Annotated in this window: 23 protein-coding genes and 1 tRNA gene; 10 read left to right on the forward strand and 14 right to left on the reverse strand. The window is 70.0% G+C overall.

Features of this window, described 5'->3' with window-relative positions:
• Positions 1-105: 105 nt before the first annotated feature.
• Positions 106-276, reverse strand: a complete 171-nt coding sequence (locus IBL26_RS04055) for a hypothetical protein (protein ID WP_187783169.1) — start codon at positions 274-276, stop codon at positions 106-108.
• A gap of 346 nt (positions 277-622) precedes the next feature.
• Here IBL26_RS04055 and IBL26_RS04060 point away from each other — a divergent pair, with 346 nt between their 5' ends.
• Complete coding sequence (locus tag IBL26_RS04060; RefSeq protein ID WP_187783170.1) at positions 623-1,192, forward strand: PEP-CTERM sorting domain-containing protein; 570 nt, start codon at positions 623-625, stop codon at positions 1,190-1,192.
• Between the two features lie 346 nt (positions 1,193-1,538).
• Here the strand turns inward: IBL26_RS04060 and IBL26_RS04065 are convergent.
• Positions 1,539-1,613: transfer RNA gene (locus IBL26_RS04065), tRNA-Thr, on the reverse strand.
• Between the two features lie 367 nt (positions 1,614-1,980).
• Between IBL26_RS04065 and radC the strand changes: the two genes are divergently transcribed.
• Both radC and IBL26_RS04075 read left to right on the forward strand, forming a co-directional pair.
• Entirely contained in the window at positions 1,981-2,910 is a 930-nt protein-coding gene (gene radC / locus IBL26_RS04070; protein ID WP_367615365.1) for a RadC family protein, read from the forward strand.
• Positions 2,911-3,058: 148 nt separating this feature from the next.
• Positions 3,059-4,279 carry an MFS transporter gene (locus IBL26_RS04075; RefSeq protein ID WP_187783171.1) on the forward strand — a complete coding sequence of 407 codons (1,221 nt, stop codon included), beginning with the start codon at positions 3,059-3,061 and terminating at the stop codon, positions 4,277-4,279.
• Between the two features lie 28 nt (positions 4,280-4,307).
• On the opposite strand, the gene IBL26_RS04080 is transcribed toward IBL26_RS04075, so the two are convergent.
• From IBL26_RS04080 to IBL26_RS04105, 6 genes are all read right to left on the reverse strand, one after another.
• Positions 4,308-4,745 (reverse strand): glycoside hydrolase family protein, encoded by a 438-nt coding sequence (locus IBL26_RS04080; protein WP_187783172.1) that lies wholly within the window; start codon positions 4,743-4,745, stop codon positions 4,308-4,310.
• Positions 4,742-4,960 carry a hypothetical protein gene (locus IBL26_RS04085; RefSeq protein ID WP_187783173.1) on the reverse strand — a complete coding sequence of 73 codons (219 nt, stop codon included), beginning with the start codon at positions 4,958-4,960 and terminating at the stop codon, positions 4,742-4,744. Before IBL26_RS04085 ends, IBL26_RS04080 begins: the two co-directional genes overlap by 4 nt.
• 200 nt (positions 4,961-5,160) lie before the next feature.
• The gene (locus IBL26_RS04090; protein ID WP_187783174.1) at positions 5,161-5,535 is read right to left on the reverse strand and encodes a phage tail fiber protein; all 375 of its coding nucleotides are present in this window, start codon (positions 5,533-5,535) and stop codon (positions 5,161-5,163) included.
• 40 nt (positions 5,536-5,575) lie between these two features.
• Complete coding sequence (locus IBL26_RS04095) at positions 5,576-6,823, reverse strand: hypothetical protein (protein ID WP_187783175.1); 1,248 nt, start codon at positions 6,821-6,823, stop codon at positions 5,576-5,578.
• 2 nt (positions 6,824-6,825) lie between these two features.
• On the reverse strand, positions 6,826-9,276 hold the full coding sequence (locus tag IBL26_RS25535) for a glycosyl hydrolase family 28-related protein (RefSeq protein WP_206684134.1): 2,451 nt from the start codon (positions 9,274-9,276) through the stop codon (positions 6,826-6,828).
• Between the two features lie 51 nt (positions 9,277-9,327).
• Complete coding sequence (locus IBL26_RS04105) at positions 9,328-9,978, reverse strand: hypothetical protein (RefSeq protein WP_187783176.1); 651 nt, start codon at positions 9,976-9,978, stop codon at positions 9,328-9,330.
• Between the two features lie 293 nt (positions 9,979-10,271).
• On the opposite strand from IBL26_RS04105, the gene IBL26_RS04110 reads away from it, so the two are divergent.
• The 6 genes from IBL26_RS04110 (at position 10,272) to IBL26_RS04135 (ending at position 15,188) form a co-directional block, all read left to right on the forward strand.
• Positions 10,272-11,423 carry an extracellular solute-binding protein gene (locus IBL26_RS04110; protein ID WP_187783177.1) on the forward strand — a complete coding sequence of 384 codons (1,152 nt, stop codon included), beginning with the start codon at positions 10,272-10,274 and terminating at the stop codon, positions 11,421-11,423.
• Between the two features lie 3 nt (positions 11,424-11,426).
• Positions 11,427-12,476: an ABC transporter ATP-binding protein gene (locus IBL26_RS04115; protein ID WP_187783178.1), complete on the forward strand. Its 1,050-nt coding sequence runs from the start codon at positions 11,427-11,429 to the stop codon at positions 12,474-12,476.
• Positions 12,476-13,330 (forward strand): ABC transporter permease subunit, encoded by an 855-nt coding sequence (locus IBL26_RS04120; protein ID WP_187783179.1) that lies wholly within the window; start codon positions 12,476-12,478, stop codon positions 13,328-13,330. The genes IBL26_RS04115 and IBL26_RS04120 overlap by 1 nt, the downstream gene beginning before the upstream one ends.
• Positions 13,327-14,109, forward strand: coding sequence for an ABC transporter permease subunit (locus IBL26_RS04125; RefSeq protein WP_187783180.1), 783 nt, complete (start codon positions 13,327-13,329; stop codon positions 14,107-14,109). Before IBL26_RS04120 ends, IBL26_RS04125 begins: the two co-directional genes overlap by 4 nt.
• 141 nt (positions 14,110-14,250) lie before the next feature.
• Complete coding sequence (locus tag IBL26_RS04130) at positions 14,251-14,697, forward strand: hypothetical protein (RefSeq protein WP_367615366.1); 447 nt, start codon at positions 14,251-14,253, stop codon at positions 14,695-14,697.
• A complete protein-coding gene (locus IBL26_RS04135; protein WP_206684135.1) occupies positions 14,694-15,188 on the forward strand; it encodes a hypothetical protein in 495 nt (164 codons plus the stop codon). The genes IBL26_RS04130 and IBL26_RS04135 overlap by 4 nt, the downstream gene beginning before the upstream one ends.
• Here the strand turns inward: IBL26_RS04135 and IBL26_RS04140 are convergent.
• Genes IBL26_RS04140 through IBL26_RS04165 form a run of 6 tightly spaced genes read right to left on the reverse strand, consistent with a single transcriptional unit; the run spans position 15,180 to position 25,079 of the window.
• Positions 15,180-16,958 carry an ABC transporter ATP-binding protein gene (locus IBL26_RS04140; RefSeq protein ID WP_187783183.1) on the reverse strand — a complete coding sequence of 593 codons (1,779 nt, stop codon included), beginning with the start codon at positions 16,956-16,958 and terminating at the stop codon, positions 15,180-15,182. The genes IBL26_RS04135 and IBL26_RS04140 overlap by 9 nt on opposite strands.
• Entirely contained in the window at positions 16,958-17,833 is an 876-nt protein-coding gene (locus IBL26_RS04145) for an ABC transporter permease (protein WP_187783184.1), read from the reverse strand. Before IBL26_RS04145 ends, IBL26_RS04140 begins: the two co-directional genes overlap by 1 nt.
• Entirely contained in the window at positions 17,830-18,837 is a 1,008-nt protein-coding gene (locus IBL26_RS04150; RefSeq protein ID WP_187783185.1) for an ABC transporter permease, read from the reverse strand. Before IBL26_RS04150 ends, IBL26_RS04145 begins: the two co-directional genes overlap by 4 nt.
• A gap of 9 nt (positions 18,838-18,846) precedes the next feature.
• On the reverse strand, positions 18,847-20,406 hold the full coding sequence (locus IBL26_RS04155; protein ID WP_241748977.1) for an ABC transporter substrate-binding protein: 1,560 nt from the start codon (positions 20,404-20,406) through the stop codon (positions 18,847-18,849).
• Between the two features lie 32 nt (positions 20,407-20,438).
• Complete coding sequence (locus IBL26_RS04160) at positions 20,439-24,260, reverse strand: hydantoinase B/oxoprolinase family protein (protein ID WP_241748978.1); 3,822 nt, start codon at positions 24,258-24,260, stop codon at positions 20,439-20,441.
• Positions 24,261-24,275: 15 nt separating this feature from the next.
• A complete protein-coding gene (locus IBL26_RS04165; RefSeq protein WP_187783188.1) occupies positions 24,276-25,079 on the reverse strand; it encodes an IclR family transcriptional regulator in 804 nt (267 codons plus the stop codon).
• A gap of 348 nt (positions 25,080-25,427) precedes the next feature.
• Between IBL26_RS04165 and IBL26_RS04170 the strand changes: the two genes are divergently transcribed.
• Positions 25,428-26,228: a DUF2189 domain-containing protein gene (locus tag IBL26_RS04170; protein ID WP_187783189.1), complete on the forward strand. Its 801-nt coding sequence runs from the start codon at positions 25,428-25,430 to the stop codon at positions 26,226-26,228.
• The last annotated feature ends 12 nt before the right edge of the window (positions 26,229-26,240 follow it).

A 26,240-nucleotide genomic window follows, 5' to 3' on the forward strand; every position in this document is an offset into this window, starting at 1 on the left:
CGCGGGTGCGGCCGCCGACCGGAGGCGGCACCCGCGCGCGCGAAGATAAGAGGCGCCGGGGTCTACAGCACAGGCCCCGCAGCCGCAACCGACGGGCGTGGGAGGTCAGGCCTGCTCGGGTTCCGGCTTGGCGGCCTGCTCGGCTTCCCGGCCGCGGGTCTGCGCCTTGCGGCGGCGCAGGTTCTCGCGCAGCGCGGCGGCGAGGCGGGCCTCGGCCCTGGCGGCGCGGATTTCGGCGGCGGTGCGGGGCGGGGCGGTGTCGGGTGGCTTGGCCATGATGCGTCCGGGGCAGCGGGCTGGCGGGGCAGTGGCTGGTTATTGGCGCGCGGCGGCGTGACGGCAAGCGCGGATTGCGGCGCCGGCGGCGTCAGGACGGCCGACAGGCGAGGGTTGGACGGCGGAAGGGATGGCGCCGGGGTGGTGGCCGGCGGCTTAATGCCATGCTCACGGTAAAGAGTACCGATCACGCGAGGGTGAGCACTGTCGGCAGACTTTACGGCGTGAGGATGCGGCTTGGGAAAGCGGGAGGAAAAATCACTGAAAACATGGCGTTAACGGAGTGGCCCGGGTCTTGCTTCTGTCAGTCCGGGCACGAAGCGCGCCCCTGCAAGGAGATTACGCCATGAAGAACTTCCTCTTGGGTACCACGATGGCCGTCGCTATCGCGGCCGCCGCACCTGCCGCCTTCGCCGCGCCGATTGCCGCTGGCAGCAACTTCTCGATCCAGGGCGTGGACAGCGTCAACGCCACCACGATCTCGTTCCCGTCCCCGGCCAACCTGGCGGTCTCCGCCGGCAGCTTTGCCGGCCTGGGCACCTGCACCGCCTGCGTGTCGCTGGAGAGCATCACCTACTCCCCGGCCGTGTCGTCCGGCCTGTTGCTGACGATCGTCAACAACCTGCTGACGGCGACGTTCACGATCGATCCGGGCGCCACGGCGTTCGTCTCGAACGGCACCCCGGGCACCGTCAACATCGACGGCACGGGCGTCGCCACGCTGACCGGCTACGACCCGACCCCGGGCCGGTTCTCCTTCACCACGCAGAACGGCGTGCTGAACAACGTGACCTTCTCCTCCACGATCGTGGCGGTGCCGGAGCCGGCTTCTCTGGGCCTGTTCGGTATCGGCATGCTGGGCCTTGGCCTGATGCGCCGCGCCCGCCGCAAGTCCTCGGCCGCCGTGGCCGCCTGAAGCCTGACACTCTCGGCCCTGGGCGGCTCACGCCACCCAAGGCCGAAGGTTGCTGAGATCTGACGCCTGGCTGACTGAACCGTCCCGCACCCGTTGGCTCCGTGCCGCCGGGTGTGCTTCCCCCTCCGGGGCGGGTCACCCCCCCACAGTCCGGTGCCGGTCTGGCGATGCCTGCGATGGAGCGCCAGCGCGCCGCCCTTGCCGACAACGGCGGGGGCGGCGCGATCTTTTTGTGGGAGCGCCGATGCGGTGCGCAACGCCGCACGGTGTGGGCGAAACCGGTCCTGATAACAGGGAAGTCTGGGACTGGCCTTCGCGTGAAGCCGCGCTGGAAGCGGGCTTCGGATGGTGCTGCTGCAGGGACTCGAACCCTGGACCTCTCCCTTACCAAGGGAGTGCTCTACCACTGAGCTACAGCAGCGTACCGGCTGAAAGCGAGGCGGTTCCTAGGGTCTGGCGCGGTGGAGCGCAATACCCTTTTTGTGGCACGCGGCATGAACCGGCATGGAACGGTACCCGCGATTGGCACGCTGCCGATACGCGGTTCGCCGGGTGTTCCGGCTTGGCGCGGTGTGGGGCGACCGGGGCTGGTTGGGCGGTGCTGGTGGAGTGGTGGCTGGGCCGAGACGGTGGGGTCCGCTTCGCACGGTCCAGCGCGTTCATAAAAGATGTGGAAAACTCACGAAATCGTGAGTGTTTGGTTGCCTGGGTGCGGGGAGACGGGGAGAATGGCGCCGCAAGGCCGCCCCCGCGGCCCTATGGCAATCGCAAGAGGCGTGCGTCCGGATATGTGGCTGAAACGCATCATCGAGCCCGCGCTGCAGGGCTGGCCCTGGCGGACGAAACCGCGCGCGCGGCCCAGGCCGGTGTACCGCCCGGTGCCGCAGGGGGCGCTGCCGCCGGGCTTCGCCGAGGATGCCAGTGCCATCCGGCTGAATGCCAGCCTGATGGAATCCGGCACCGGGCGCGGCAAGGCGGAGTGGATGGGCGCCGGTGGCAGCGGCCGGAAGCGGGGCGGGGAGGCGGCGGAGATGCCGTTCCCCGAGGGTGACGGGCCACATGGCCACCGCGGCCGCATGCGGGAGAAGCTGCTGGAGCGCGGGCCGGGGGCGCTGGCCGATTACGAGCTGCTGGAGATGCTGTTGTTCTTCGCCTTCAAGAAGGGCGACACCAAGCCGTTGGCGAAGCGGCTGATCAACCGGTACGGCTCCTTCGCCGGGGTGCTGACGGCGCCGCAGCAGGAATTGCTGGCGACGCCGGGACTGGGGGAGCACAGCGTCTCCGCCCTCAAGCTGGTGCAGGACGCGGCGTTGCGGCTGGCCAAGGCGGAGGTGATGGACCAGCCGGTGCTGAAGAGCTGGGACCTGTTGATGGACTACCTGAACGCGGCGATCGCGCGGGAGAAGATCGAGCAGTTCCGCATCCTCTTCCTGGATTCCAAGAACCGGCTGATCGCCGACGAGGCGCAGGCGCGCGGCACAGTGAACCATACGCCGGTCTACCCGCGCGAGGTGATCAAGCGGGCGCTGGAGCTGCATGCGACGGCGTTGATCCTGGTGCACAACCACCCGAGCGGCGACCCGACGCCGAGCCGGGCGGATGTGGAGATGACGGCGGAGATCAAGGCGGCGGGGGCGGTGCTTTCCGTCGTGGTGCATGACCACATCATCATCGGCAATGGGCGGCACCTGTCCTTCCGGCGCGAAGGGTTGCTCTGAGGCGTCCTGGCCGTGCGGGGCGGGATGCCTGTGGCCAGGGGGCGGCTGGTCTGCCGGCGGTGGTGGTTGCCGCCCGGGCCTGGCTTGTTACTGTGCTGCGGTGCGCTGGCAGGATGACCCGGCGCCGGGCAGGGACGGAACACGCCGGATGACGGTCGAGAGCGGTGCGGATAGCGCCATGATGAAGCGCGGCGCCGACGGCGCCATGATGAAGCGCAATGTCTACCTGATGTTCCTGTGCCAGGCGCTGATGCAGGCGGCGACGGTGGGGCAGACGGCGATGTCGGCGCTGATCGGCTACAGCCTGGCGGGGGACAAGGCGCTGGCCACCCTGCCGCTGGCGTTGCAGATGGCCTCCACCATGGCGGCGTCGATCCCGGCGGGCATCATCTTCGCGCGGCTGGGGCGCAAGCCGGGCTTCGTCCTGGGCGCCATCTGCGCCGGGCTGGGCAGCCTGACCTTCGCGGCCGGCATTTGGCAGGGCAGCTTCCTGCTGTATTGCCTGGGTGCGCTGCCGGCGGGCATCGGCTTCGGCATCTCCCAGCATTATCGCTTCGCGGCAGCGGAAGTGGCGACGCCGGCCTACCGGCCGCGAGCGATCTCCCTGGTGATGGCGGGGGGCGTGCTTTCGGCCATCTTCGGGCCGGAGCTGGTGAAGCATTCGAAGGACATGTTCGGGCCGCTGCTGTTTCTCGGCACCTATCTGATCCTGGCGGTGCTGCCGGTGATCTGCATTACGCTGCTCTCCTTCACCCGGTTGCCGCCGGCGCCGCCGCGGCCGAAGGTGGCGACGCCGCTGCGGGCCATCCTGACCCGGCCCTCCTTCCTCACCGCCGTCATCGCCGGTGCGCTGGCCTATGGCACGATGAACCTGATGATGACGGCGACGCCGCTGGAGATGATGCTCTGCGGCTTCGGCGTGACGGACAGTGCCACGGTGATTCAGATGCATGCGGTGGCGATGTTCGCGCCGGGCTTCTTCAGCGGCCGGCTGATCGGGCGCTTCGGCGCGCGGCGGGTGATCGTGGCGGGGGCGGGGCTGAACCTGGCCTGCGTGGCGATCGCGGCCAGCGGCGCCAGCTTCGTGCAGTTCGGCGTCTCGCTGATGCTGCTGGGGCTGGGGTGGAACTTCATGTTCGTCGGCGCCACCAACCTGCTGGCCGAATCCTACCGGCCGGAGGAGCGGGTGCGGGCGCAGGCGGCGAACGACTTCATCGTGTTCGGCACGGTGGCCTGCACGGCCTTCGCTTCCGGCGCCATCCATGCGACGGCGGGGTGGGATACGCTGATCCTGCTGCTGGTGCCGGCGATGGTGCTGGCGGTGGGGGCGCTGGCCTTCTCCCGCCGCCGCGCGGTGGCGGCGGGGTAGGCTGGGCGCCTTCGCGCCCGGCGCGGGCTCAGCCCTCGCGCATCATCGCCGCCATGCGGGCGGCGCGGGCGGGGGTCTGGCGGGCCCAGAGGGAAGCGAGCATGCCCTCCGCCGCCGCCGCGTAGTCGCCACGCTGGATGGCGGCCAGGGTGGCGCGGAACTTCAGCAGGCCGGCGAGGCCGAGCTGGAAGGCCATGGCCTGCAGCACCACCTGCCGCGTTTCCGACAAGGCGCCGGCCCAGGGCAGGGCGCGGGCGAGATCGGCCCGGATCTCGGCGATGTCGTTTTCCAGCAGCAGGGTGGCCTCGGCGGCGGTGAGGCCCTTGCGGTCCAGGCAGCGGCCGATGCCGATGGTGGGATGGCCGACTACCGTCATGCCGGGCAGCAGCGGCTTGCCGGTGGCGTCGTCATAGACGGCGAGGCGCAGGCCTTCTTCCCGCCGCAGCAAATCGGCGACGCGGCTCATGCGGCGGCTTCCTTGCGTGGCGCGCGGCGGCGTGGGGGCTTCGGTGCCTTCTGTTCCGGCATCAGGGCCGAGACGGCGCCAAGGCCGAGGATGCCGACATTGACGAGGTTCTGCAGCATCGCCTCGTCCGGCACGATGCCCTTGAGGGCGAAGACGATGACGGCGAGCGAACGCAGCGTGCCCGGCTCCGCGAGCCGGTCCAGCAGGTAGCGCATGGTGGGGGGTTCCTGTGTCTGGAGCGTGATCGCCTGAGGCGGGATCACTGGAGGTGTGACTCACGCGAGCGGGCCTGGGCGTGGTCGCCGAAAGGCGTGCACCGCGCGGCGGGCAGTGGGCTGGAGCGTGCGCCGTGCCCGGATGTGCGTGGGCCTGCTGCTGGGGGTGGCCCCGCCTGGGGTGGGCGGGGCCGGGGTGGTCATTCGGCGTTGAGGGTAAGCGTCTCGGCGCCGATGGTGACGGTGCCGGGGCCGGAGACCGGGGCGTTCTGCGCCAGCGGGCCGAAGGCGAGCGGGTTGCCACCGGAGGCCGCGTGGTAGAGGCCGACATGCGTCAGCGTGCCGGCGGTGGCGGTGAAGACGAAGCGCAGCGCCTCGGCATTCCGCTGCTGGCCGGTGCCGGTGAAGGTGATCTTCTGGCGGGCATAGCCGTTGCCCGCCGGCTCGCCGGACAGGCCGGCGGCGACGGTGCCGCCGGTGCCGAGCGCGGCATAGACCGCGGTGGGCAGGGAAGGGCCGCGGGCGCAGAGGGCGCGAGCCACCAGGTTGCGGGCATAGTCGGTCAGGATCGGCATGGTGGTGATTCCTCTGGAAGGGGTGGAAAGCAGGGCGCGCCTATGCGGCGGCGGCCATCGCCTGCAGGAAGGCGTTGGGCAGGCGGGTGGGCGCGTAGTCGACCAGCTCGACCTCGCCGAAGGCGGCGCGGTTGAGTTGGGTGGAGGCGTGGCCGAGCAGCATGCGCGCCAGCCCGGGGGGCAGGGCGGCGCCGGTGGCCTGCACCGCGCCGCCGCCGAGGCAGAGCGCCTGGTCGCCCGGCGCCCAGGCGAAGGCGGCGCGGAAGGGCGTGCCGGGCGTCATGTTGCCGGGGGAGAGCGTGGCGACGGTGACGCCGTTGATGTCCACCACGCCGGTGATGGCGGAGCCGGCGGAGGTGTTGCGCAGTTGCAGCCGGTTCTGGTCGGTGCCGTCGTCGATCTGCCACAGGCCCTGGGAGGCGCCGAAGACGGCGAGCTGCGGCAGCATCGCCTTGATGACCACGGTGCCTTGCGGGCCGAAGCCGCCCGGGGGTGCCCAGACGGGGGTATCCGCCGCGCGCTCCGCCGCCGCCAGCGTACCGGCGGGCGGCAGCATGGGGGAGGAGGCGAAGGGCGCCATCTCCAGCGTCGGGAAGGCGATGCGGATGACTTCGTTGTAGGTGACGCCGCTGATGTAGGTGATGCGCCAGTTCAGCCGGACGAAGGCGGCGCCGGTGGCGGTGAGCTGGCCGGTAACGGTGCTGCGCGCCCAACCGGCGTTGGCAATGGTGTCGCCGCCTTGGAAGCCGTTCAGCACGGTGTTGCCGGCATCGGAGGGACGGACCTCCACCCGGCTGCTGACCCGCCCGGCCGTACCGCTGAGCTGGCGGATATGCAGCCCGGCCGTCCAGGTCTGGCCGGTGGCGGCCGGGATGCCGGCCATATTCTCGAAGGTCGGGATCAGCACGCCGGTGCTGGTTGCGGTGCCGGAGAGCAGCAGGTCGAGGCACGGCATGCCGGCCTCGGCCGTGGTGCCGAGGATGGTCAAGGAGAGGCCGTTGCCGGTGGCGGTGAGGTTGGCGTAGCTCGGGCTCGTACTGGGTGCGGCGGCGCCTTCGAAGCGCGGGTTGCGGATCATGTTGGTGCGCGCGCCTTCCACCAGGAGGCGGCGCGCGCTGCCGGAGAAGCGGGGCGTATCCGCCGCGGCGGCGATGAAGCCCGAGCTGTCGGTCGGGTTCATCGCCGTGCTGGCGCGGCTGAAGGCGATACGGCCTGGATTGTCCGGCCCCAGCACGCGCAAGGCGGAACCACCGCCCAGCGCGCCGATGAGGGGGAAAGACAGGTTCATGGTCAGGGGGCTCCGGCACCCGTCAGGTGGCAGATCCGGGTGGTGCCGCCATCGGGCGAGTAGATGAGCAGGGAGGCCACGCCGCCGGCGCGGATGCGGGTGAAGCCATCGGTGTTGGTGGGCGCGGTGTTGACGGTGAAGCCGGAGAGCGTCAGCGCCAGGTCGGTGGCCATGCGGTTGACGACGACGCAGGAGAAGCCGTCCCCCGTATTGGCCCAGCTCAGTGAAAGGGTGGTGCCGTTGTTGGCGATCAGCATCCGTGCGTTGTGGCTGGCGTAGGTCAGCGCGGTGGCGGAGGAGAGCAGCAGGGTTGCCATCCGCCGTTCGGTGAACTGGCCGTCCACATAGCGCTTGGTGGCGGCGTGCTGGTTGATGGTGGGGTCCGCCGGCAGCACCAGCGGGCCGGCGAGGGTAGCGGTGCCGGAGGAGGCGATGCGGAAGCGCTCGGCCACCGTGCCGCCGGAGCGGGTCTCGAACACCAGCGCGCCGGCCTCGCTGCCGTTGCCGACCGTCTCGGCGATGGCGGCGACGCGGGCGAAGGTCTGCTCGGTGCCGGCCGCGTTGTTGCCGGTGGCTTCCAGCACCGCCAGCCGGTCGTTGGCGGCGGGGCTGGCGGAGAGGCGGCGCAGCTTCAGCGTCTGCGGCTGCGTCATGCCGGTGCCGCCGAGGCTGAGGGCCGCGTTCGGGTTATTGGTGCTGTCGCCGGCGAAGTTCACCTCGGTGCCGGAGAGGGTGAAGCTGGCGGCCGGCACGTCCGCGGTGTTGTGCAGGCGGAGCTGGGCGCCGCTGCCGGTGCCGCGCCGGTGCAGGTTGATGGCGCCATCGGTATCGGCGGAGAGGCGGGTCTCGATCGCCGCGTTGGCGGAGACGGAGGCGATTTCCACCCGGCCGGCGGCGACGCGGTTGACCGTGCCGCTGGCGGTGCGGTTGGCCGCCAGCAGCAGCCGTTGCATCGCTGCCGCGCTATCGGCCGTGTAGGTGATCTGCGAGGTGTCGCAGCCGCTGACGATGACGTTGCCGGCGCTTTCCCCGATATGGATGGAGGAGAGGGTGGCGTTGCCGGTGCCGGCGACGAAGGTGAAGTCGCAGCCGATGAAGGAGACCTGGCCGTCGATGATCTCCGCCACGCGGCGGGCGCCGCCGGTGACGTCGACACCGATGAACTCCTGCTGCTCGGTGTCCGTGCTGGACATCTGCACCGAGACGCCCTTGGAGGACAGGAAACCGCCGACGAACTTGTTGCGCTGCGCCGTGCCGCTGATGCGGACGCCGATGGTCGTCGGGTCCGCGGCATCCACCCAGCCATCGGCGCCGCAGTTGAAGAAGCCGCAGGCGTGCACGGCGTCCTGGATGTCGAAGCCGATCTCATGGCCGTATTCGAAGCAGTTCTGCAGCACCGTCATGTCCGCGCTGGCGATGACGAAGGCGCTGCCGAGGCGCCGGTTGGGCTGGATGTACACCGCGCCGCCGGAGTTCCAGCCGGCGGCGTAGGTGGAGTCGTTCAGGTCTACCGTGGTGGTATTCACCACCGTGACGGTCCAGCGGCCGTAGAGGCTGGGGGCGCCGCTGCTGCGGACCTCGGCGATGTTGATGAGGTCGCCGGTCTGCAGGCTGTGGGCGCTGGCCATGCTGATGCGGAAGCGGCCGGCACCGTTGTCGGTGACGTTGCCGATGATGATGCGGGTGTTGGACCAGATGCGGGAGGTGGTGACCAGCGGGTGCCAGTTGACCTCGCTGATGCGGCAGACATCGAAGGCGCGGCCGAGATAGAGGCCGTTGCGGCAATCCCCGGTGACGTCCTTGACCCGCAGGCGCGCGTTGCCTTCGCTGTAGATGCCCCAGTGGAAGCCGAGGATCAGCAGGCCGCACAGCGTGGCGTCGGCGCCGTTGCCGGCGGTGTTGCCGCCGCCGCCATCGCCCACCGTGATGGCGGTGCCTGCGAAGGCGGCGGCCGCGTCCAGCCCCTGGCGGAGGTTGCCCGGCGTGGTCAGGCCCCGGCGCAGGATGGCCAGGCCGTCCACGCCGGCATTGCGTTGCACGCGGATGGTGCGGGCGGGGTCCAGCAGGATGGCGTAGTTGACCGTGGTGAAGTTGCCGTCCACGCGCCAGCCGCCGGCGCTGGCGCGGCCGCGCAGGAACACGCCGTTCTTCACCGTCAGATCCGCCGCCGCCACCAGGTAGCGGCGCGGGCCCAGCAGCACGGTGCCGCCGCCGAGGGCGGCCGCGGCATCGATGGCGGCCTGGATGGCGGCGGTATCGTCCGTCGTGCCATTGCCGATGGCGCCGTAGTCCCGCACATGCACGGAGCGGTCGGTCAGCATGGCGGCGCGCATCTGGCCCAGCGTGGTGCGGCGCGTGGTGGCCAGCGCGTTGGCGCCCTGCACCAGCGGCGCGAAATCGGCATCGGCCAGGGTGGTGGCGGCGGGAAGTTCAGAGATCTTGACGTCAGGCATCGCGACAAGGGTCCTTCGGAAGCGGAGGGGGCGCGCGGCGGGCGGGAGGGGTCAGAGAAGCAGTCCGCCGCCGTCCTGCATCAGCAGCGTGTCGCCGTTCTCGGTGAGCAGGACGAAGGGCTCGGTGACCACGAAGGTGGCGGAGAGCTGCATCACCAGCGGTTCTTCCGCATCCTGTACCTTGATGCGGTAGCCGGAGCCGGCGGCCGGCGCGTTGAAGGTGGCCGAGGCGGAACCGGCGGCGACGCTGACCGGGACGGGCCCGCTGACGACGGCGCCGGATGCATCGAGGATGCTGAACTGCAGCGTATTGACCGGCCCGGTGACGCGCGCGGCCACCGTGAAGCTGCGGCCGATGTAGAGGCCGGCCGGAATGGGATCGAGCGCCACGGTGCGCGTCTGCACCGCGACGCCCAGGCTGAACAGCATGGAGAGCGCGGCGCCGACGGTGATGCGCACTGGCGGGGCCGAGGCATCCAGCACCAGCCCGTTGCCGACCGCGCCGCCGCTGCGGACCGGGATCAGGCTGAGCGAATCCGCCGATTGCAGCAGGATGAGATGGCCGGGCAGCAGCTTGTCCGCCACGCTGGCGAAGTAGCCGGGGGCCAGCACCGCGGCGCGGGTGTCGGTGGTGGTGTAGAGCCACATCGTGAAGCCGCCGGCTGATTCCAGCGGCGACAGATTGCGGGCGTCGAAGGCCATGCGCGTCTCCTCGGACGTGTCCAGGGGGATGGGCGCGCGCCGGCGCCCGGCCTGCCGAGGGGGCGGGCAGGCCAGGTGCCGGGCGCGAATGGAATGGGGGGAGGGCCAGGGCGCAATACGCCCGTTGACGGGGGTGGAAGTAGCAGGAACATTAGCCGGAAGTCAAGAAAAAAATCCTATATTCGGCTTTGTATTCACATGACATGGACCGGGCCACGGCTTCACCGTTAGGCTGGCCGGCTGTTGTCCAGCCTTATGTCCAGCCGCGCGTCCGGGCTGGGGGGAACCGCGCCATGCTCCGTCGAATGCTCGCCGCCACGTTCTGCGCCGCCCTGGCCGTCACCACGTTGCCCCCTGCCGCATCCGCGCAGGTTCAGGCCCAAGCTCCGGCACCGAATGCGGCGCAGCCGGGGGCGGGGACGACGCTGAACGTCTACAACTGGTCCGACTACATCGACCCCTACGCCGTCTCCCGCTTCCAGCAGGAAACCGGCATCCGCATCCGCTACGACGTGTATGACAGCCTGGAGACGCTGGAGGGCAAGCTCTCCGCCGGGCGGTCCGGCTACGACATCATCGTGCCGACCAGCGAGCCCACCTTCGCGCGGCTGGTGCGGGCGGGCGCGCTGCTGCCGCTGGACCGCGCGCGGATTCCGAATTGGACCAACCAGGACCCGGCGCTGCTGCAGCGCGTGGCTTCCAGCGACCCGGGCAACCGCTTCGGGGCCATCTACCTGTACGGCACTGTCGGCCTCGGCATCCGGGTGGACCGGGTGCGTGCGGCGTTGCCCGACGTGCCGCTGGATAGCCTGGACGTGCTGATGCAGCCGGAGAACGCGCGCAGGCTGGCCCGCTGCGGCATCGCGGTGATGGATTCCGCCATCGATGTGTTGCCGAGCGTGCTGCGCTGGCGCGGGCGCGACCCGAACAGCACCGATGCGGCGGACCTGCGCGCGGCGGAGGAAGCGCTGCTGGCCATCCGCCCGCATGTGCGCGCCATCATCGCCAGCGGCAACATCATGGATGCGCTGGCCACCGGCGAGTACTGCGTGGCGCTGACCTATTCCGGTGACGTCATCCAGGCGCAGGCCAGGGCGCGGGAAGCGGCGCGCGGCGTCGAGATTGGCTACATCCAGCCGAAGGAGGGCGCGCAGCTGTGGTTCGACATGCTGGCCATTCCCGCCGACGCGCCGAACCCGGAGGCCGCGCAGGCCTTCATCAACTTCGTGCTGCGGCCTGACGTGATGGCTGGCATCACCAACCACGTGCGCTACCCCAACGCCATCCCCACCGCGACGCCGCTGGTGAACGAGGCGGTGCGCAACGACCCGAACGTGTACCCGACGCCGGAGATGCTGGGCCGCACCTTCGTCGCCACCCAGCTCTCCGCGCAGGCGGAGCGGGCGCGCAGCCGCAGTTGGAACCGCTTCCGCGCCGGCCGCTGAGCCTTGGGCCTGCTGGAGATCGCTGGCCTGGCGAAGCGCTTTGGCGCCGTGCCGGCCCTGGTGGGGCTGGACCTGCGAGTGGAGGCCGGGGAATTCCTGGCGCTGCTCGGCGGGTCCGGTTCCGGCAAGTCCACGCTGCTGCGGTTGATCGCGGGGTTCGAGGCGCCGGATGCGGGCAGCATCCGGCTGGGTGGGCAGGACCTGACGGCGATGCCGCCGCATGCGCGGCCGTTGAACATGATGTTCCAGTCCTACGCGCTGTTCCCGCATCTCAGCGTCGGCAACAATGTCGGCTACGGCCTGCGGCGGGAGGGCACGCCGCGGGCGGAGCGCGAGGCGCGGGTGGCGGAGGCGCTGGCGATGGTGGGGATGCAGGAGCTGGCCGGGCGGATGCCGCACCGTCTGTCCGGCGGGCAGCGGCAGCGCGTGGCGCTGGCCCGCGCGCTGGTGAAGCGCCCGAAGCTGTTGTTGCTCGATGAGCCGCTGGGCGCGCTAGACGCCAATCTGCGCGAGCGCACGGGGTTCGAGCTGCGAGCACTGCAACGCCGTACCGGCGCCAGCTTCATCATGGTGACGCATGACCAGCAGGAGGCGCTGGCCCTGGCCGACCGCGTGGCGGTGCTGGAGCACGGGCGGCTGGTGCAGGCCGGGCCGCCGCGCGCGGTGTATGAGCGGCCGGCCACCCGCTTCGTCGCCGGGTTCCTCGGTGCCGCCAATGTGCTGGAGGGAGCGCCCGACGCGGCGGGCGGGCTGGATTGCCCCGGCCTGGGCAGCACGCTGCGGGCACCCGCGTCGATGCCCGCCGGCACCACCGCCTGCGCCCTGCGGCCGGAGCGCATTGCGCTCGGCCAGCCGGTGGGCGGCGCCAATACGGCGAGCGGCGTGGTGGAGGACCTGGCCTTCCGCGGCGATGACAGCCTGCTGCTGGTGCGTGCCGCCGGCGGCACCCTGCTACGCGTCAGCCACGCGGAGGAGGACGGGCCGCCCCCCGCTATCGGCAGCACGGTGACGATGGGGTGGGAGGCGGCGGCGGTGGTGCCGCTGGCCGGCTGATGCGGCGCCTGCAGCTGCTGGTGCCGGCGCTGTGGCTGGCCGGGTTCGTCGCGTTGCCGTTGCTGGTGGTGCTGCTGCTTTCCATCGCCCAGCCGGGTCCGGGGGTGCCGCCTTTCCTGCTGCCCTTCGCCTGGGACGGCGGGCTGGTGCTGCGGCCGAACTGGGAGCCGTTCGGGCTGCTGGTGGCGGATGACTACTATGTCTCCGCCTTCCTGCAATCGCTGTGGGTGGCGGGCGGCACGGCGGGGCTGTGCCTGCTGCTGGGCTTCCCGATGGCGCTGGGCATCGCGCGTGCCAAGCCGCACTGGCGGGCGCCGTTGCTGATGGCGGTGCTGCTGCCGTTCTGGACCGGCTTCCTGCCGCGCGTCGGCGCCTGGATCGGGCTGTTGCGGGACGAGGGCTGGGTGAATGGCGTGCTGCGCGGGCTGGGCTGGATCGATGCGCCGTTGCCGCTGTTGTATTCGGACCTCGCGCTGTTCCTGGGCATGGTGCATGCCTACCTGCCTTTCGCCGTGCTGCCGCTCTATGCCAGCCTGTCCCGGCTGGACCTGACGCTGGAGGAAGCGGCGTCCGATCTGGGCGCCACGCCGGCCACGGTGTTCCGCACCATCACGCTGCCGCTCGCCGCGCCGGGTGCGCTGGCGGCGTTCCTGCTGGTGTTCATCCCGGCCGCCGGCGAATACGTCATCCCCGAATTGCTGGGGCCGCCGGAGGCGCTGCTGGTCGGGCGGGCGCTGTGGCAGGAATTCTTCCAGAACCGCGACTGGCCGGTGGCGGCGGCGCTGGCGGTGGCGCTGTTGGCCATGCTGATCCTGCCCATCCGCCTGTTCCAGCGGCTGGAGGCACGGCGGTGAGGCGGCTTGGCCTCTGCCTCGGCCTGGCATTCCTGTGGCTGCCGGTGCTGTTGCTGGCGGGCTACGCGTTCAGCGACAGCCGCATCCCGTTCCAGTGGGGCGGCTTCTCGCTGCGCTGGTTCCAGGCGCTGGCGGCGAATGAGCGGATGCTGGAGGCCGCCTTCCTCTCCCTGCGCGTGGCGGCGGGGTCGGCGACGCTGGCGATGCTGCTGGGGGGCGCCACCGGCTGGGTGCTGGCGCGGCGGGGGCCCTTTGCCGGGCGGGCGTTGTTCGGCGCGCTGGCCGGGGCGCCGCTGGTGCTGCCGGAGGTGGTGACCGGGCTCTCCCTGTTGCTGACCTTCGTGATGCTGCAGGGGCTGACCGGCTGGCCGGCGGAGCGGGGCGCCACCACCATCCTGCTGGCGCACGCCACCATGGGCGCGGCCTATGTGGCCGTGGTGGTGCAGGCGCGGCTGGCGGGGATGGACGGCATGCTGGAGGAAGCGGCGCGCGACCTGGGCGCCACGCCGGCCACCGCTTTCCGCACCGTCACGCTGCCGCTGATGGCACCGAGCCTGGTGGCCGGCTGGCTGCTGGCCTTCACCCTGTCGCTGGATGACGTGGTGGTTGCCTCCTTCGTCTCCGGCCCGGCGGGCACGACGTTGCCGATGCTGGTCTTCTCCATGCTGCGGCTGGGGCTGACGCCGGAGGTGAACGCGCTGGCTGTGGCGATCCTGCTGCTGGCTTTCCTGGCGGCCGGCGGGGCCATGCTGGCGTTGTGGCGCCGAACGGAGTTGTGAGCTTCCCATCTTCTGTCCGCATGATAGGCAGAAGCGTGGGGATCATGAGGGACTTAGTCGAACATCGTGACAATGGCTTCTGGATTGCCTCTGCGTTCCCTGCTTCTGGCTACGCTTCTACTGGGTGGGTGCCAGTCCCTGGTGCGGGAAGGCACCGCGGACGTGGCCGGTATCGGCGGCGCCGCGCTGGCCACGGCGGTGACCGATAACGGCGCCGTCGCCACCGGCATCGGCCTTGGGGTGCGGTCCCTGGCCAATGCCGGGCTGCAATACACCGAACGGCGGCTGCAACGGCAGCAGCAGGACAAGATCGCCGCCATCGCCGGGCCATTGCCGATCGGCCAAGTGGCGGCCTGGAACGCCAGCTATGCCGTGCCGCTGCATGCGGATGAGAAGGGCCAGGTGACGGTGGTGCGGGAGATCGGCGGTGCCGGCCTCCAGTGCCGGGAGATCGTCTTCTCGGTCGATACGGTGGTGGAGCGGAAGCCGCAGCGCGCCTTCTACACCGCCGCCATCTGCCGCAACGGCCAGACCTGGAAATGGGCCAGCGCCGAACCCGCCACGGAACGGTGGGGAGCCTTGCAGTGACCCGGCGGGCCGCGCGGCGCGCGGCGCTGCTGGCGGTGCTGCTGCCGCTGGCCGGCTGCAACGCGGTGGGCGGCATCGTCGGCGGTGTCTCCGGCGCATTGACCGGCGCGGCCACCACCAACCCGGCCGTCGGCTATGCCGTGGGCATCAGCGTCAAGGCCGTGACCGACGCCACCATCCAATACGTCATGCGCAACATCCAGCGCGGGGAGCAGGACAGCATCGTCCGCGTCGCCGGGACGCTGGCGCCGGGCGACGTGGCGCCGTGGAAGGCCGAACACTCGCTGCCCTTCGGCTATGGCGATGCCGAGGGCACGGTGCAGGTGGTGCGGGTGATCGACACGCCGCTGGCGCAGTGCCGTGAGGTCGCCATCGGTGTCGGCAAGGGCGAGGACGCGGCGACGATCATCGCCACGGCCTGCGCGCAGGAGCAGGGCTGGAAATGGGCGAACGCGGAACCGGCGGTGGAGCGCTGGGGCGCGCTACAGTAGCACCGCTTCCCGCCGACGCAGGGGCGAGAGGTCCGGGTCCGGGTCCGGCATCGCGGCGAGCAGCATCTTCGCGTAGTCGCTGCGCGGGTTGGTGAAGACGTCCTCGGTCTCACCCTGTTCCACCAGCTTGCCGTGGTGGATCAGCGCCACGCGGTCGCAGATGTAGCGGATGACGCCGAGGTCGTGGCTGATGAAGAAATAGGTCAGCCCCAGCCGCGATTGCAGGTCGTGCAGCAGGTTCAGCACCTGTGCCTGGACGGAGACATCCAGGGCCGAGGTCGGCTCATCCAGGATCAGGAAGTCCGGCTTCGGGGCCAGCGCGCGGGCGATGCCGATGCGCTGGCGCTGCCCGCCGGAGAATTCGTGCGGGAAGCGGTTCAGGTGCTGCGTGGTCAGCCCGACCTGTTCCAGCAGTTCCGCCGCGCGGTCTGTGCGCTGGCGCGGCGTCAGCCCCAGCTTGCCGTGATGGATTTCCATCGGCTCCGCGATGATGTCGCGGATGGTCATGCGCGGGTTCAGCGAGGCGTAGGGGTCCTGGAACACGATCTGGATACGGGCGCGCAGGGCCTGCATCTGCTGCGGCGTCTGCGCCGCCAGGTCGATGCCGTCATAGACGATGCGGCCGCTGGTGATCTTCTCCAGTTGCAGGATGCAGCGGGTGAGGGTGGTCTTCCCGGACCCTGACTCACCGACAAGGCCGAAGCTCTCGCCCTGGCGGATGTTCAGGCTGACATCGCGCAGGGCCTGCACCGGCGGCGCACGGTCGAAGAAGCCACGCCGGGCACCGGGGAATTCCTTCACCACGTGCTCGATGGCCATGATGGTGCCGCCGGGGGCGGCGCGGGGCGGTGGCGGCGCCAGGGCCTCGGCCGCCAGGGCGCCGCCAGCCAGGCCGCGCAGCTCGCCGCGCTTCATGCTGGGCTTGGGCACGGAGGCGAGCAGGCCGCGTGTGTAGTCGTGCCGGGGGTGCTTCAGCACATCCCGCACCGGGCCGGATTCGACGATGGCGCCGGCATACATGACCGCGACATGGGTGCAGAGCTGCGCCACCACGCCGAGATTGTGGGTGATGAACAGGACGCCGAGATTGTGCTCCTCCACCAGCCCATGGATCAGCCGCAGAATCTGTGCCTGCACGGAGACATCCAGCGCCGTCGTCGGCTCATCCGCGATCAGCAGGTCCGGCCGGCCGATCAGCGCCATGGCGATCAGCACGCGCTGCTTCATGCCGCCGGAGAACTGGTGCGGGTAGTCGTTCACCCGCTCGGCCGCGTTGGGGATGCCCACTTCCTCCAACCGGGCGATGGCCACCTTCTCGGCCGCGGCGCGGCGCGCGCGGCGGGAGGCGCCGGCGGGTAGGCCGAGGATGGTCGGGTCCAGCTTCGCCGCGTGCAACGCCACGTCCACGAGCTGAGTGCCGATGCGGAAGGTGGGGTTCAGGTTGGTGGTGGGGTCCTGGAAGATCATGCCGATGCGCCGGCCCCGCAGGGTGCGCATCGTCTCCTCCGACTGCTTCAGCACGTCCTGGCCCTGGAAGCGCACGCTGCCGCGCAGGTAGCGCCCCGGCGGCGTCGGCACGAGGCGGGAGACGGTGAGGCCGGTGAGCGACTTGCCCGAACCCGTCTCCCCCACGATGCCCCAGATCTCGCCGCGCTTCACCGCGAAGGAGACGCCGTTGAGGACCTGGATCTCGCCCTCGAAGCTGCGCATGGCGAGGTTGAGGTCGTCGATCTCCAGCAGGGTATCGGTGTCCAGCGACGGGGGGTTCATCAGCGACGGGCCTTCGGGTCGAGCAGGTCGCGCAGGCCATCGCCCAGCAGGTTGAAGCCGAACACGGCCATGAAGATGGCGAGGCCGGGGAAGATGGCCGTCCACCAGTAATCCGGCATGTTCACGCGGGCGACGGAGAGCAGCGAACCCCATTCCGGCGTCGGCGGCTTCACGCCGATGCCGATAAAGCCGAGCGACGCCACGGTGAGGATGGCAAACCCCATGTCCAGCGACATCTTCACGATGATCGGCGACATGATGTTCGGCAGGATATGCTTCCACAGCAGCCGGTTGGTGCCGGCGCCCATGGCGCGGGAGGCGAGGACGAATGTCTCCTCCCGCTTGGCCATCACCTCGCCGCGCACCAGGCGGGCGTAGCCGGGCCACCAGGAGAGCGCGATGGCGAAGACCATGTTGACGATGCCGGGGCCGAGCGCGGCGGCGACCGCCATGGCCAGGATCAGCCCCGGCACGGTCAGCTTGAGGTCGGCGAGGCGCATCAGCACCTCATCCACCCAGCCGCCGAGGAAGCCGGCGATGGCGCCGACGAACACGCCGAAGGCCGCGCCGACGATGACCACCGCCATGCCCGCCAGCAGCGAGATGCGCGTGCCGGCGACGACGAGGGAGAACACGTCCTGCCCCAGCTCGTTGGTGCCGAACCAGTAAGTGGTGGAGGGCGCCTGCAGCCGCGCGCTGGTATCCACCAGCCCGGCGATATGCTGCGGGTAGGGCGCCAGGTGCTGCCCGCCGATGGCGAGCACCAGCAGTACCGAGACGATCAGCAGACCCAGCACGGAAACCCAGGACTGGCGGAAGCGGTAGAGGCCGCGCCGCCAGGATTCGAGGCGCGGATGCGCGGTGGTGCTGCTCACTGGTAGCGGACCTTCGGGTTCAGCAGGCCGTAGAGCATGTCCACCACCAGGTTGACGGTCACGAAGATGGCGCCGATGCACAGGGTGACGCCGATGATCGGCATGAAGTCCTGCGTCAGCACCGCCTGGGTGGCGTAGAGGCCGATGCCCGGCCAGTCGAACACCGTCTCCACCAGCACGGTGCCGCCCAGCAGCCAGCCGAAATACAAGCCGATGACGGTGAGCGTGGCGGAGATGGCGTTCTTCAGCACGTATTTGAACAGGATCAGCTTCTGCGAGAGGCCGAGGGCGCGCTCCGTCAACACATAGTCCTGTTGCAGCACCTCGATCGTCGAGGCGCGCATCATCCGCATGATGGTGGCCAGCGGCGACAGGCACATGGCGATGGCGGGCAGCGCGAGGTAGGAGAGCGCGACGCCGAAGGCATGGAACTGGCCGGAGAGCAGCGCATCCACCGTCAGCATGCCGGTGATCTGCGGCGGCGGGTCCTCGGTCAGCGGAAAGCGTCCGGAGAGCGGTAGCCAGCCCAGCCACATGGCGAACAGCAGCTGGAACACCAGGCCAAGGAAGAAGCGCGGCATGGAGATGGCGCCGAGCGAGACGGTGCGCGCCAGGAAATCCGGCCACTTGTTGCGGAACACCGCCGCCATCAGCCCCAGCGGAATGCCGAGGCCGATGGCCAGCAGCATCGCGGCCAGCACCAGTTCCAGCGTCGCCGGCAGGTAGGCGGCGAGATCCTCCGCCACCGGGCGGCGGGTGAAGATGGAGACGCCCCAGTCACCCCGGAACAGCCCGGTCAGGTAGTTCCAGTACTGGACCACCAGGGGCTGATCCAGGCCGAATTCCCGTGCCACGGAGGCCACATCCGCCGCTGTCGCATTCGGCCCCGCCGCCAGCGCCACCGGGTCCCCCGGCAGGAGCCGGGCGATGGCGAAGACGAGCATGGACAGGCCCAGCAGCACCGGGACCAGCAGCAACAGCCGCCGCAGGATGTAGCCGACCATGGCGCGCGGTCAGCCCAGCGAGAGCGGGAACAGGTCGATGGCGTTGGAGGCCACCGGGGTGAAGGCGAAGCCCTGCACGTTGCTGCGCATGGCCAGCTTGCGCTTTTCCAGCACGCCGAAGATGTCGGGGCTGTCCTCCATCAGCACGCGCTGGAAGCGGACATAGAGGGCGCGGCGCTTCTCCGCATCCGATTCAGCGCGGGCCTGGGTGAGCAGGCTGTCCACTTCCGGGTTGGCGTAAGTGGGGTTCTGCCAGCCACCGTTGCGGGAGGAGTGGTAGCCGGCGAAGGCCAGGTTGTCCGGGTCGCCGTAATTGGCGGTCTGGTACACCATGAAGATGTCCGGCGTCGTCTCGGGCGAGCGGGCGGCGGAGACCATGTCGGGCCAGATCATCGGCTTGATGTCCAGCTCGATGTTCAGCGCGCGCAGGCTGTCCAGCAACACCAGCGCCCAGCGCCGCTGCTGCTCCAGACCCGAGACATGCGCGACGGTGATCTTGATGCCGCCATTCGGCGTGGAGGATTTTGCCAGATACTCCTTCGCCCGGGCGAGATCGGTGCGATAGACCGGCAGATCCTTGTCGAAGCCGTCGATGCTCTCGGGGAAGGGGCCCTTCATCAGCTCGGCATAGCCGGCGACGTCCAGCATGCCCTGGTAGTTGAAGGCGCAGGCGATGGCGCGGCGCAGATTCGCATCCTGCAGCGGGCCGTGCCGCGTGTTCATCTTCATCGAGAAGGTGCGGTATTCGGGCTCGATGACCAGGTTGACGCCAGCGCGGCCCTTCAGCGAATCCATGTCCTCGCTGGTCAGGTCCACGGCGATCTGCGCTTCGCCCCGCTGCACCATCAGGCGCTGCGTCGCCGTCTCTCGCGTGATCTTCCAGATGGCGCCGGTCAGGTTGCCGCCGCCCTTGCGCCACGCATCGGCGACGCGCTCGAACTCATACAGATTGCCGGCCTCGGCACGGCGCAGGCGGAAGGCGCCGGAGCCCGCGAGGTTGGAGCGCAGCCAGGCTTGGCCGTCATCGCTGCCCTTATTGGCCTCGACCTGCGCCGGGTTGACGATCCACACCCAGGGCAGCACCGAGAGGAACGGCACGAAGGGCGTGACCAGCTTGATGCGGACCGTGGTGGCGTCGATGGCCTCGACGCTGTTCTGGTCCACGACGCCGGCGATCATCCAGGCATTGCCGCGGTTCAGGCGTAGCAGGCGGTTGAAGGAGTACTTCACCGCCTCCGCATTCACCGGCGAGCCGTCATGGAATTTTGCGGCCGGGTCCAGCTTGAAGGTGTACTCCCGGCCATCGTCGGAAATGGTCCAGGACTGCGCCAGTTGCGGCACCGGCTTGGGCGGGTTGCCCGCCACGCCGACCAGTGAGTCATAGGTGTTCCGCAGCGCCATCGACGCCGAGTAGCCATTGGCCACATGCGGGTCGAAATTCGGGATGTCCTGGTTGCTGGCCATCACCAGGATGCGGCGGCTCTGCGCCTGCGCATCCCGGCCCGTGGCCATTCCCGCCAGCAGGGCGGCGCCGCCGGCCATGACGCCACGTCGTGTCGTTGTCAGCATTGCTCTCTCCATGGCCCAGGGGAAGTTCATCTTCAGGCCGTCGCGGCGACAGGTGCCACGGCGTAGTCGCGCGCCGCGCCCTCTTCCGATACCAGGCCCCTCTGCACGTCGCGTGCCAGCACGGCGGGGTCGCGCTCGGCGGGTTCGCCGAAGCCCGAGCCGCCGGCCAGGACGATTTCCACCACCTGCGTATCACGGTCGATCTGCACCAGCATGCCCGTACCGCAGTTCAGCACCTCGTTGCCTTCGGTATCCAGCACGCGGCCACTGGCCTCGCCGCCGGCCTTGCCGCCGAACAGGCCGGCGATGGGGTTGCCGACGCCCTCGGGGTAGACGGTGATCAGCGTGGTCAGCCCGTCATCATGCAGCTTCCGCACCTTGACCCGCTGGCCAAGGCCGCCGCGGTGCCTGCCGGCACCGCCCGTGTCCGTGATGAAGGTCTTCTCGAGTACCAGCACCGGGACCCGCGCTTCGAACAGTTCAATAGACGTATTCGCGGCGGAGGTCGGCCACAGCAGGCCGTTCTTGCCGTCGCCCTGGGCGGACGCACCCTGGCCGCCGCCGATGAACAGCATGTCGGAATAGGTGCGGCCTTCCGCATCCTGCCCGTACATGTAGGCGGCCATCGGCAGGCCGGTATTGGCCTGCACCTGGCGCGGCGCGGCATCGGACAGCGCGCGGAAGATGTTCGGCGCCAGGTACCAGCCGGTGCGCGTGCGCAGATTGACCGAAGCGGGGCGCTTCGGGTTCAGGATCGAGCCCTCCGGCGCCTTGACGCTGAAGGGGCGGTAGCAGCCGGCATTGCCGCGCACGCCCGGCGTCAGCATGCATTTCAGCGGGTAGGTGGCGTGGGCCGCCGTGTAGTTCAGCGTGGAATTCAGCCCACCCTGCGGCAGCTGCGGCGGCGCGCCTTCGAAATCCAGCTCGATCTCGTCGCCGGAGACGGTGAGCTTCAGCGGGTAATCCAGCCGCTGGCCCAGCGGGTTGTTCCAGATGGTGCTGTTGTACTCGCCATCCGGCAGGGCGCGGATGGCATCGCGCATCGCCTTCTCGGACCGGCCCTGCACCACGGCGGCCAGGGCGCGCAAATCCTTCATGCCGTAGTCGTTGAGGAAGGAGAGCAGCCGCTCCCCGCCCAGCGCGTTGGCGGCGACGAAGGAGTGGATGTCACCCAGCACCTGCTCGGGGTTCCGCACATTCTCGGCCAGCAGGCGGAACAGGCTTTCGTTCGGGCGGCCCGCCTCGAACAGCTTCATCGGCGGAATCTGGAAGCCTTCCTCGTAGATCTCGCGGGCCCGCAGCGAGTCCTTGGTGCCGCCAATGTCGGAGACATGGCCCACCGTGCCCATCAGGCCGACGACCTTGCCGTCCAGGAACACCGGCGTCACCACGGCGATGTCGAACAAGTGGCCAGCGCAGAGCCAGGGGTCGTTGGTGATCAGCACGTCGCCGGGCACCAGCGTCTCGGCCGGGTAGCGCTCCAGCAACGCCTTCACCGCCAGCGGCAGCGTCAGGTTGAACACCGGCATGGCGCGCGGGGAGTGCGCCAGCGTCTCGCCGGTCGGGTCCAGCAGCTCGGTCGCGAAGTCCTGGCTTTCCGAGATCACCAGCGAGAAGGCGGTGCGGCAGATGGTCAGCCACATCTCCTCCACCACCGTGATCAGGCGGGACCACATGATCTCCAGCGCGATCGGGTCGGCCTCGATGCGGGCGATGGCCTGGTCCAGCGGCATGTCGGCGGTGATGCCGTCCGCCGCGCGCACGGTGGCGGCGATGGCGATGCGCAGGTTCAGGCTTTCATCCACCGTCACGCTGTCGCCCGGCGCCACGATGGTGGTGGATTCCCGTTCCTCGATGATCGCCGGGCCCTGCAGCGTGTAGCCGGTGGAGAGCGCGTAGCGGTCATAGACCGTGGCGTCGTGCCAGCCGCCTTCGAACCAGGCGCGGCGCGTGCCCTTCACCGCCTGGGCGGCATCGGCGCCGCCGGTGGCGCCACTGAGGGAGAGCTTCGGCACCGGGCCGACGACGCGGAGGCGGAAGTTGATCGCCTCCATCCGCGCGCCTTCGTAGACGGAGGTGTAGCGGGCGGCGTAGGCCTTGACGAACTCGGCGCGGATCGCCTCCAGGCTCTCCTGGCCGATGACGCCGCTGGGCAGGCCGACGCTGATATCGTGCATCTGGCCGACGAGGCGCATGTCCGCGCTGCGCTCGACCCGGATATCGGCGGCGGCGGTGCCGGCGCCCAGCAGGTGCTTGCGGCCCTCGGCCTCCAGCTCATCCAGCACGGCGTTGACGCGCGCGGCGTCGAAGCCGGGCGAGAACTCGACGGGCAGGGAGCGGACGGATTCGAAGGACAGCGGCGCCGCCAGGAAGCCGAGCGCGGAAGCCGCGCCGGAGGCCGGCGGGATGATGACTTCCTTCACGCCCAGCACGCGCGCCACGTCGGCCGCATGCGCCGGGCCGGCGCCGCCGAAGCCCACCATGGCGTAGCGGCGTGGGTCCTTGCCCTTTTCCACCAGGTGCACGCGGGCGGCGGCGGCCATGCTTTCCGTCACCACCTTGTGGATGCCCCAGGCGGCTTCCGGCACGGAGAGGCCGAGCGGCGTCGCGACCGACTGCATCGCCGCCTCGCACGCCGCCATGTCCAGCTTCATGCGGCCGCCGAGGAAGAAGGCGGGGTCGTAGTAGCCGAGGATGAGGTTGGCATCCGTCACAGTCGGCTTGGTGCCGCCCATGCCGTAGCAGGCCGGGCCGGGATCGGAACCGGCGGAATGCGGCCCGACCTTCAGCAGCCCGACCTCGTCGATCTGCGCGATGGAACCGCCACCCGCGCCGATCTCGATCATATCGATGACGGGCGCCTTGATCGGCAGGCCGGAACCCTTGCTGAAGCGGTGCACGCGCCCGGCTTCCAGCATCGGCGCGATTTCGACGCGGCCATCCTCCACCATGCAGGCCTTGGCGGTGGTGCCGCCCATGTCGAAGGAGATCACGTCCTTCTTGCCAGCCAGCTCGCCGAACAGGGCGGTGGCCAGGCCGCCGCCAGCGGGGCCGGATTCCAGCAGGCGGATGGGGAAGGCGCGCGCCGTCTCCGGCGACACCAGGCCGCCCGCAGAGTGCATCAGCCGCAATGCGCCGGTGAATCCCCGCGCCGCCAGCTCCCGCTCCAGCCGCTTCAGGTAGCGGTCCATCAGCGGCTGCACATAGGCGTTGGCGCAGGTGGTCACGGCGCGCTGGTATTCCCAGAGTTCGCTGACCACCTCGGCGGAAAGCGAGACGGCCAGTTCCGGGAACTCCTCGCGCGCGATGCGGCCGATGACCTGCTCATGCACCGTGTTGCGGTAGGAATTCAGCAGGCAGACGGCCACGGCCTCGACGCCCGCATCCAGCAACTGGCGCAGCGCGGCGCGCACCGCCGCCTCGTCCAGCGGCGTGACCGTGTTGCCATCGCGATCCAGCCGCTCCGGCACTTCCAGGCGCAGATCGCGGGAAACCAACGGCTCCGGGAAGCCGAGGAAGAGATCATAGATGTCGTAGCGCTGCTCCGTGCCCATCTCCAGGATGTCGCGGAAGCCCTGGGTGGTGATCAGGCCCAGCTTGGCGCCCTTGCGCTCGATCACGGCATTGGTGACCAGCGTGGTGCCGTGGATGATCTCGCCCACGTCGCCCAGGCCGATGCCGGCCATGGCCACCAGCTCCTCCAGCCCCAGCAGCGCGGCGGCGGAGGGGTCGTGCGGTGTGGTCAGGCGCTTGTGCAGGCGCACGCTGCCTTCGTTGCCGTCATACAGGATGAAGTCGGTGAAGGTGCCGCCGATGTCGAAGCCGATGCGCCAGCGGTGGGTGGTGGGGGCCATGGTCGGGTTCATCCTTCAGGCGGCCTTGTGGGCAAGCGGGCGGGGGGCGGAGTGCGGCGCGGGGCGAGGGCCGGCGAGCGGGTCCTCCACCAGCGCGGCGATCTCGGCCGCCTCGGCCAGCAGGGCATGCAGCATGGCTTCCCGTTCCGTGTCGGAGACGGTGGCCAGGGGGTAGACGATGCAGAGGCTGACTTCCTCGCCGGTCTGGCGCTCACCGACGGCGACGGACATGGCGCCGACGCCGGGATTCGCCTCGGCGGCCGAGGTCGCGTAGCCATCACGCCGCACGGTGGCCAGCATGGCCAGCAGCGCATCGATATCGGCCGGGGAGGCCGGATGGACGGGGCGCAAGGGCTGTGGGTGCAGCGCCCGCACATCGGCATCGCCGCGCCGGGCGAGCAGGGAGCGGCCGGTGGAGCTGGCGAAGCCCGCCAGCCGGCGGCCGATGGGGGTGCCGACGCGCAGCGCGCTGGTGCCCTCATGATGCGCGACGCCGACCACGTCGGCGCCATCCAGCACCGAGACGTAGCCGGTATGGCCGAAGCGGCGGGAGAGCCGTGCCACCGCGTCATCCGCCCGGGCCAGCAGGGTGGAGGCGCGGCGGTAGGTCTGCCCCAGCTCGAACAGCAAGATGCCGGGGCGGTAGCGGCGGGAGGCCGGGGCAAGTTCCAGCAGCCCGGCATCGCGCATCGCGCGCAGCAGGCGGGAGGTGCTGCTCTTCGGCGTCCCCAGCAGGGCGACGACATCGGTCAATGTCAGCTCCAGCCGTTGGGAGGTGAAGCAGCGGAGCACGTCGGCGGCGTTGGCCAGGATCGTCATGCCAGTTCCGATTTATGGAACCGAGGTTCCGAATACAGGCACTATAACGCCTGAAAATTCGGGCGTTCAAGCAGTCTTCTTTCGTCGTCCGGACGCTGCGCGCAACTTTATGCTTAAAATACCGGCTTCCTGCCCGCATCGATGCCTCGTGAATGGGCAAAGGCGGGTTTGTGTTGGATCGGCGATGGGAGAGGCGCATGGTTTGCGGGCCAGACCCGGCCATCCGCCGTCGTGTCCGCTCCTGTCTCGCTTCGGGCGAAACCCTCGGCTTTCCGGGCCTCCGCGATGCCATCGCGGTTCCTGCGCCGTCATGGCCGGGAACCGGGGAAACCGAGGGAGAGAACGACCATGGCGCCGCTCACGCAGCCCTATACCGAGATCGCCCCGGCGGCCGACGGCCTGCCGGCTATCCGCCGCATCGGCACCAGCGCGGTGTGGCGCGCCCTGCGCCAGGGCTGGGACGACTTTACGGCCAGCCCGACGCAGCTGGTGTTCCTGGCCATCATCTATCCCATCATCGGCCTGGTCGCCGCCGCTGCCGCGGCGGGGCGGGACCTGATGCCGCTGGTCTGGCCGCTGCTTTCCGGCTTCGCGCTGGTCGGACCGGTCGCCGCGCTGGGCGTATACGAGCTGAGCCGGAGGCGGGAGCAGGGGCTGCCCGTCAGCTGGGTGAATGCGTTCGACGTGCGCCACTCTCCCTCCCTGCCCTCCATCCTGGCGCTGGGGGTGTTGCTGCTGGCCATCTTCGTCGCCTGGCTGTTCACGGCGGAGGCCATCTATCGCGGCAGCTTCGGCCGCATGGTGCCGGCCTCGACCGCCGACTTCCTGGCGATGCTCACCGGCACGCCGGGCGGGCGGCGTTTGATGGTGCTGGGCAATTTCGCCGGCTTCCTGTTCGCCGCCGCCGTCCTGGCGCTGACCGTCATTTCCTTTCCGCTGCTGCTGGACCGCCCGGTGGGCGCCGGCGCCGCCATCCGTGCCTCCCTGCGCGCCGTGGCGCTGAACCCGATGCCGATGGCGCTGTGGGGGCTGGTGGTGGCGGTGGTGCTGCTGGTGGCCAGCATCCCCCTGTTCGTCGGCCTCGCCGTGGCGGTGCCGGTCCTGGGGCACGCGACGTGGCACCTCTACCGCGCCGTGATGCCGCGCTGAGGGCAGGGGCGG

It is taken from the genome of Teichococcus aerophilus, from assembly GCF_014490485.1.
Taxonomy (GTDB): Bacteria; Pseudomonadota; Alphaproteobacteria; order Acetobacterales; family Acetobacteraceae; genus Pseudoroseomonas; species Pseudoroseomonas aerophila.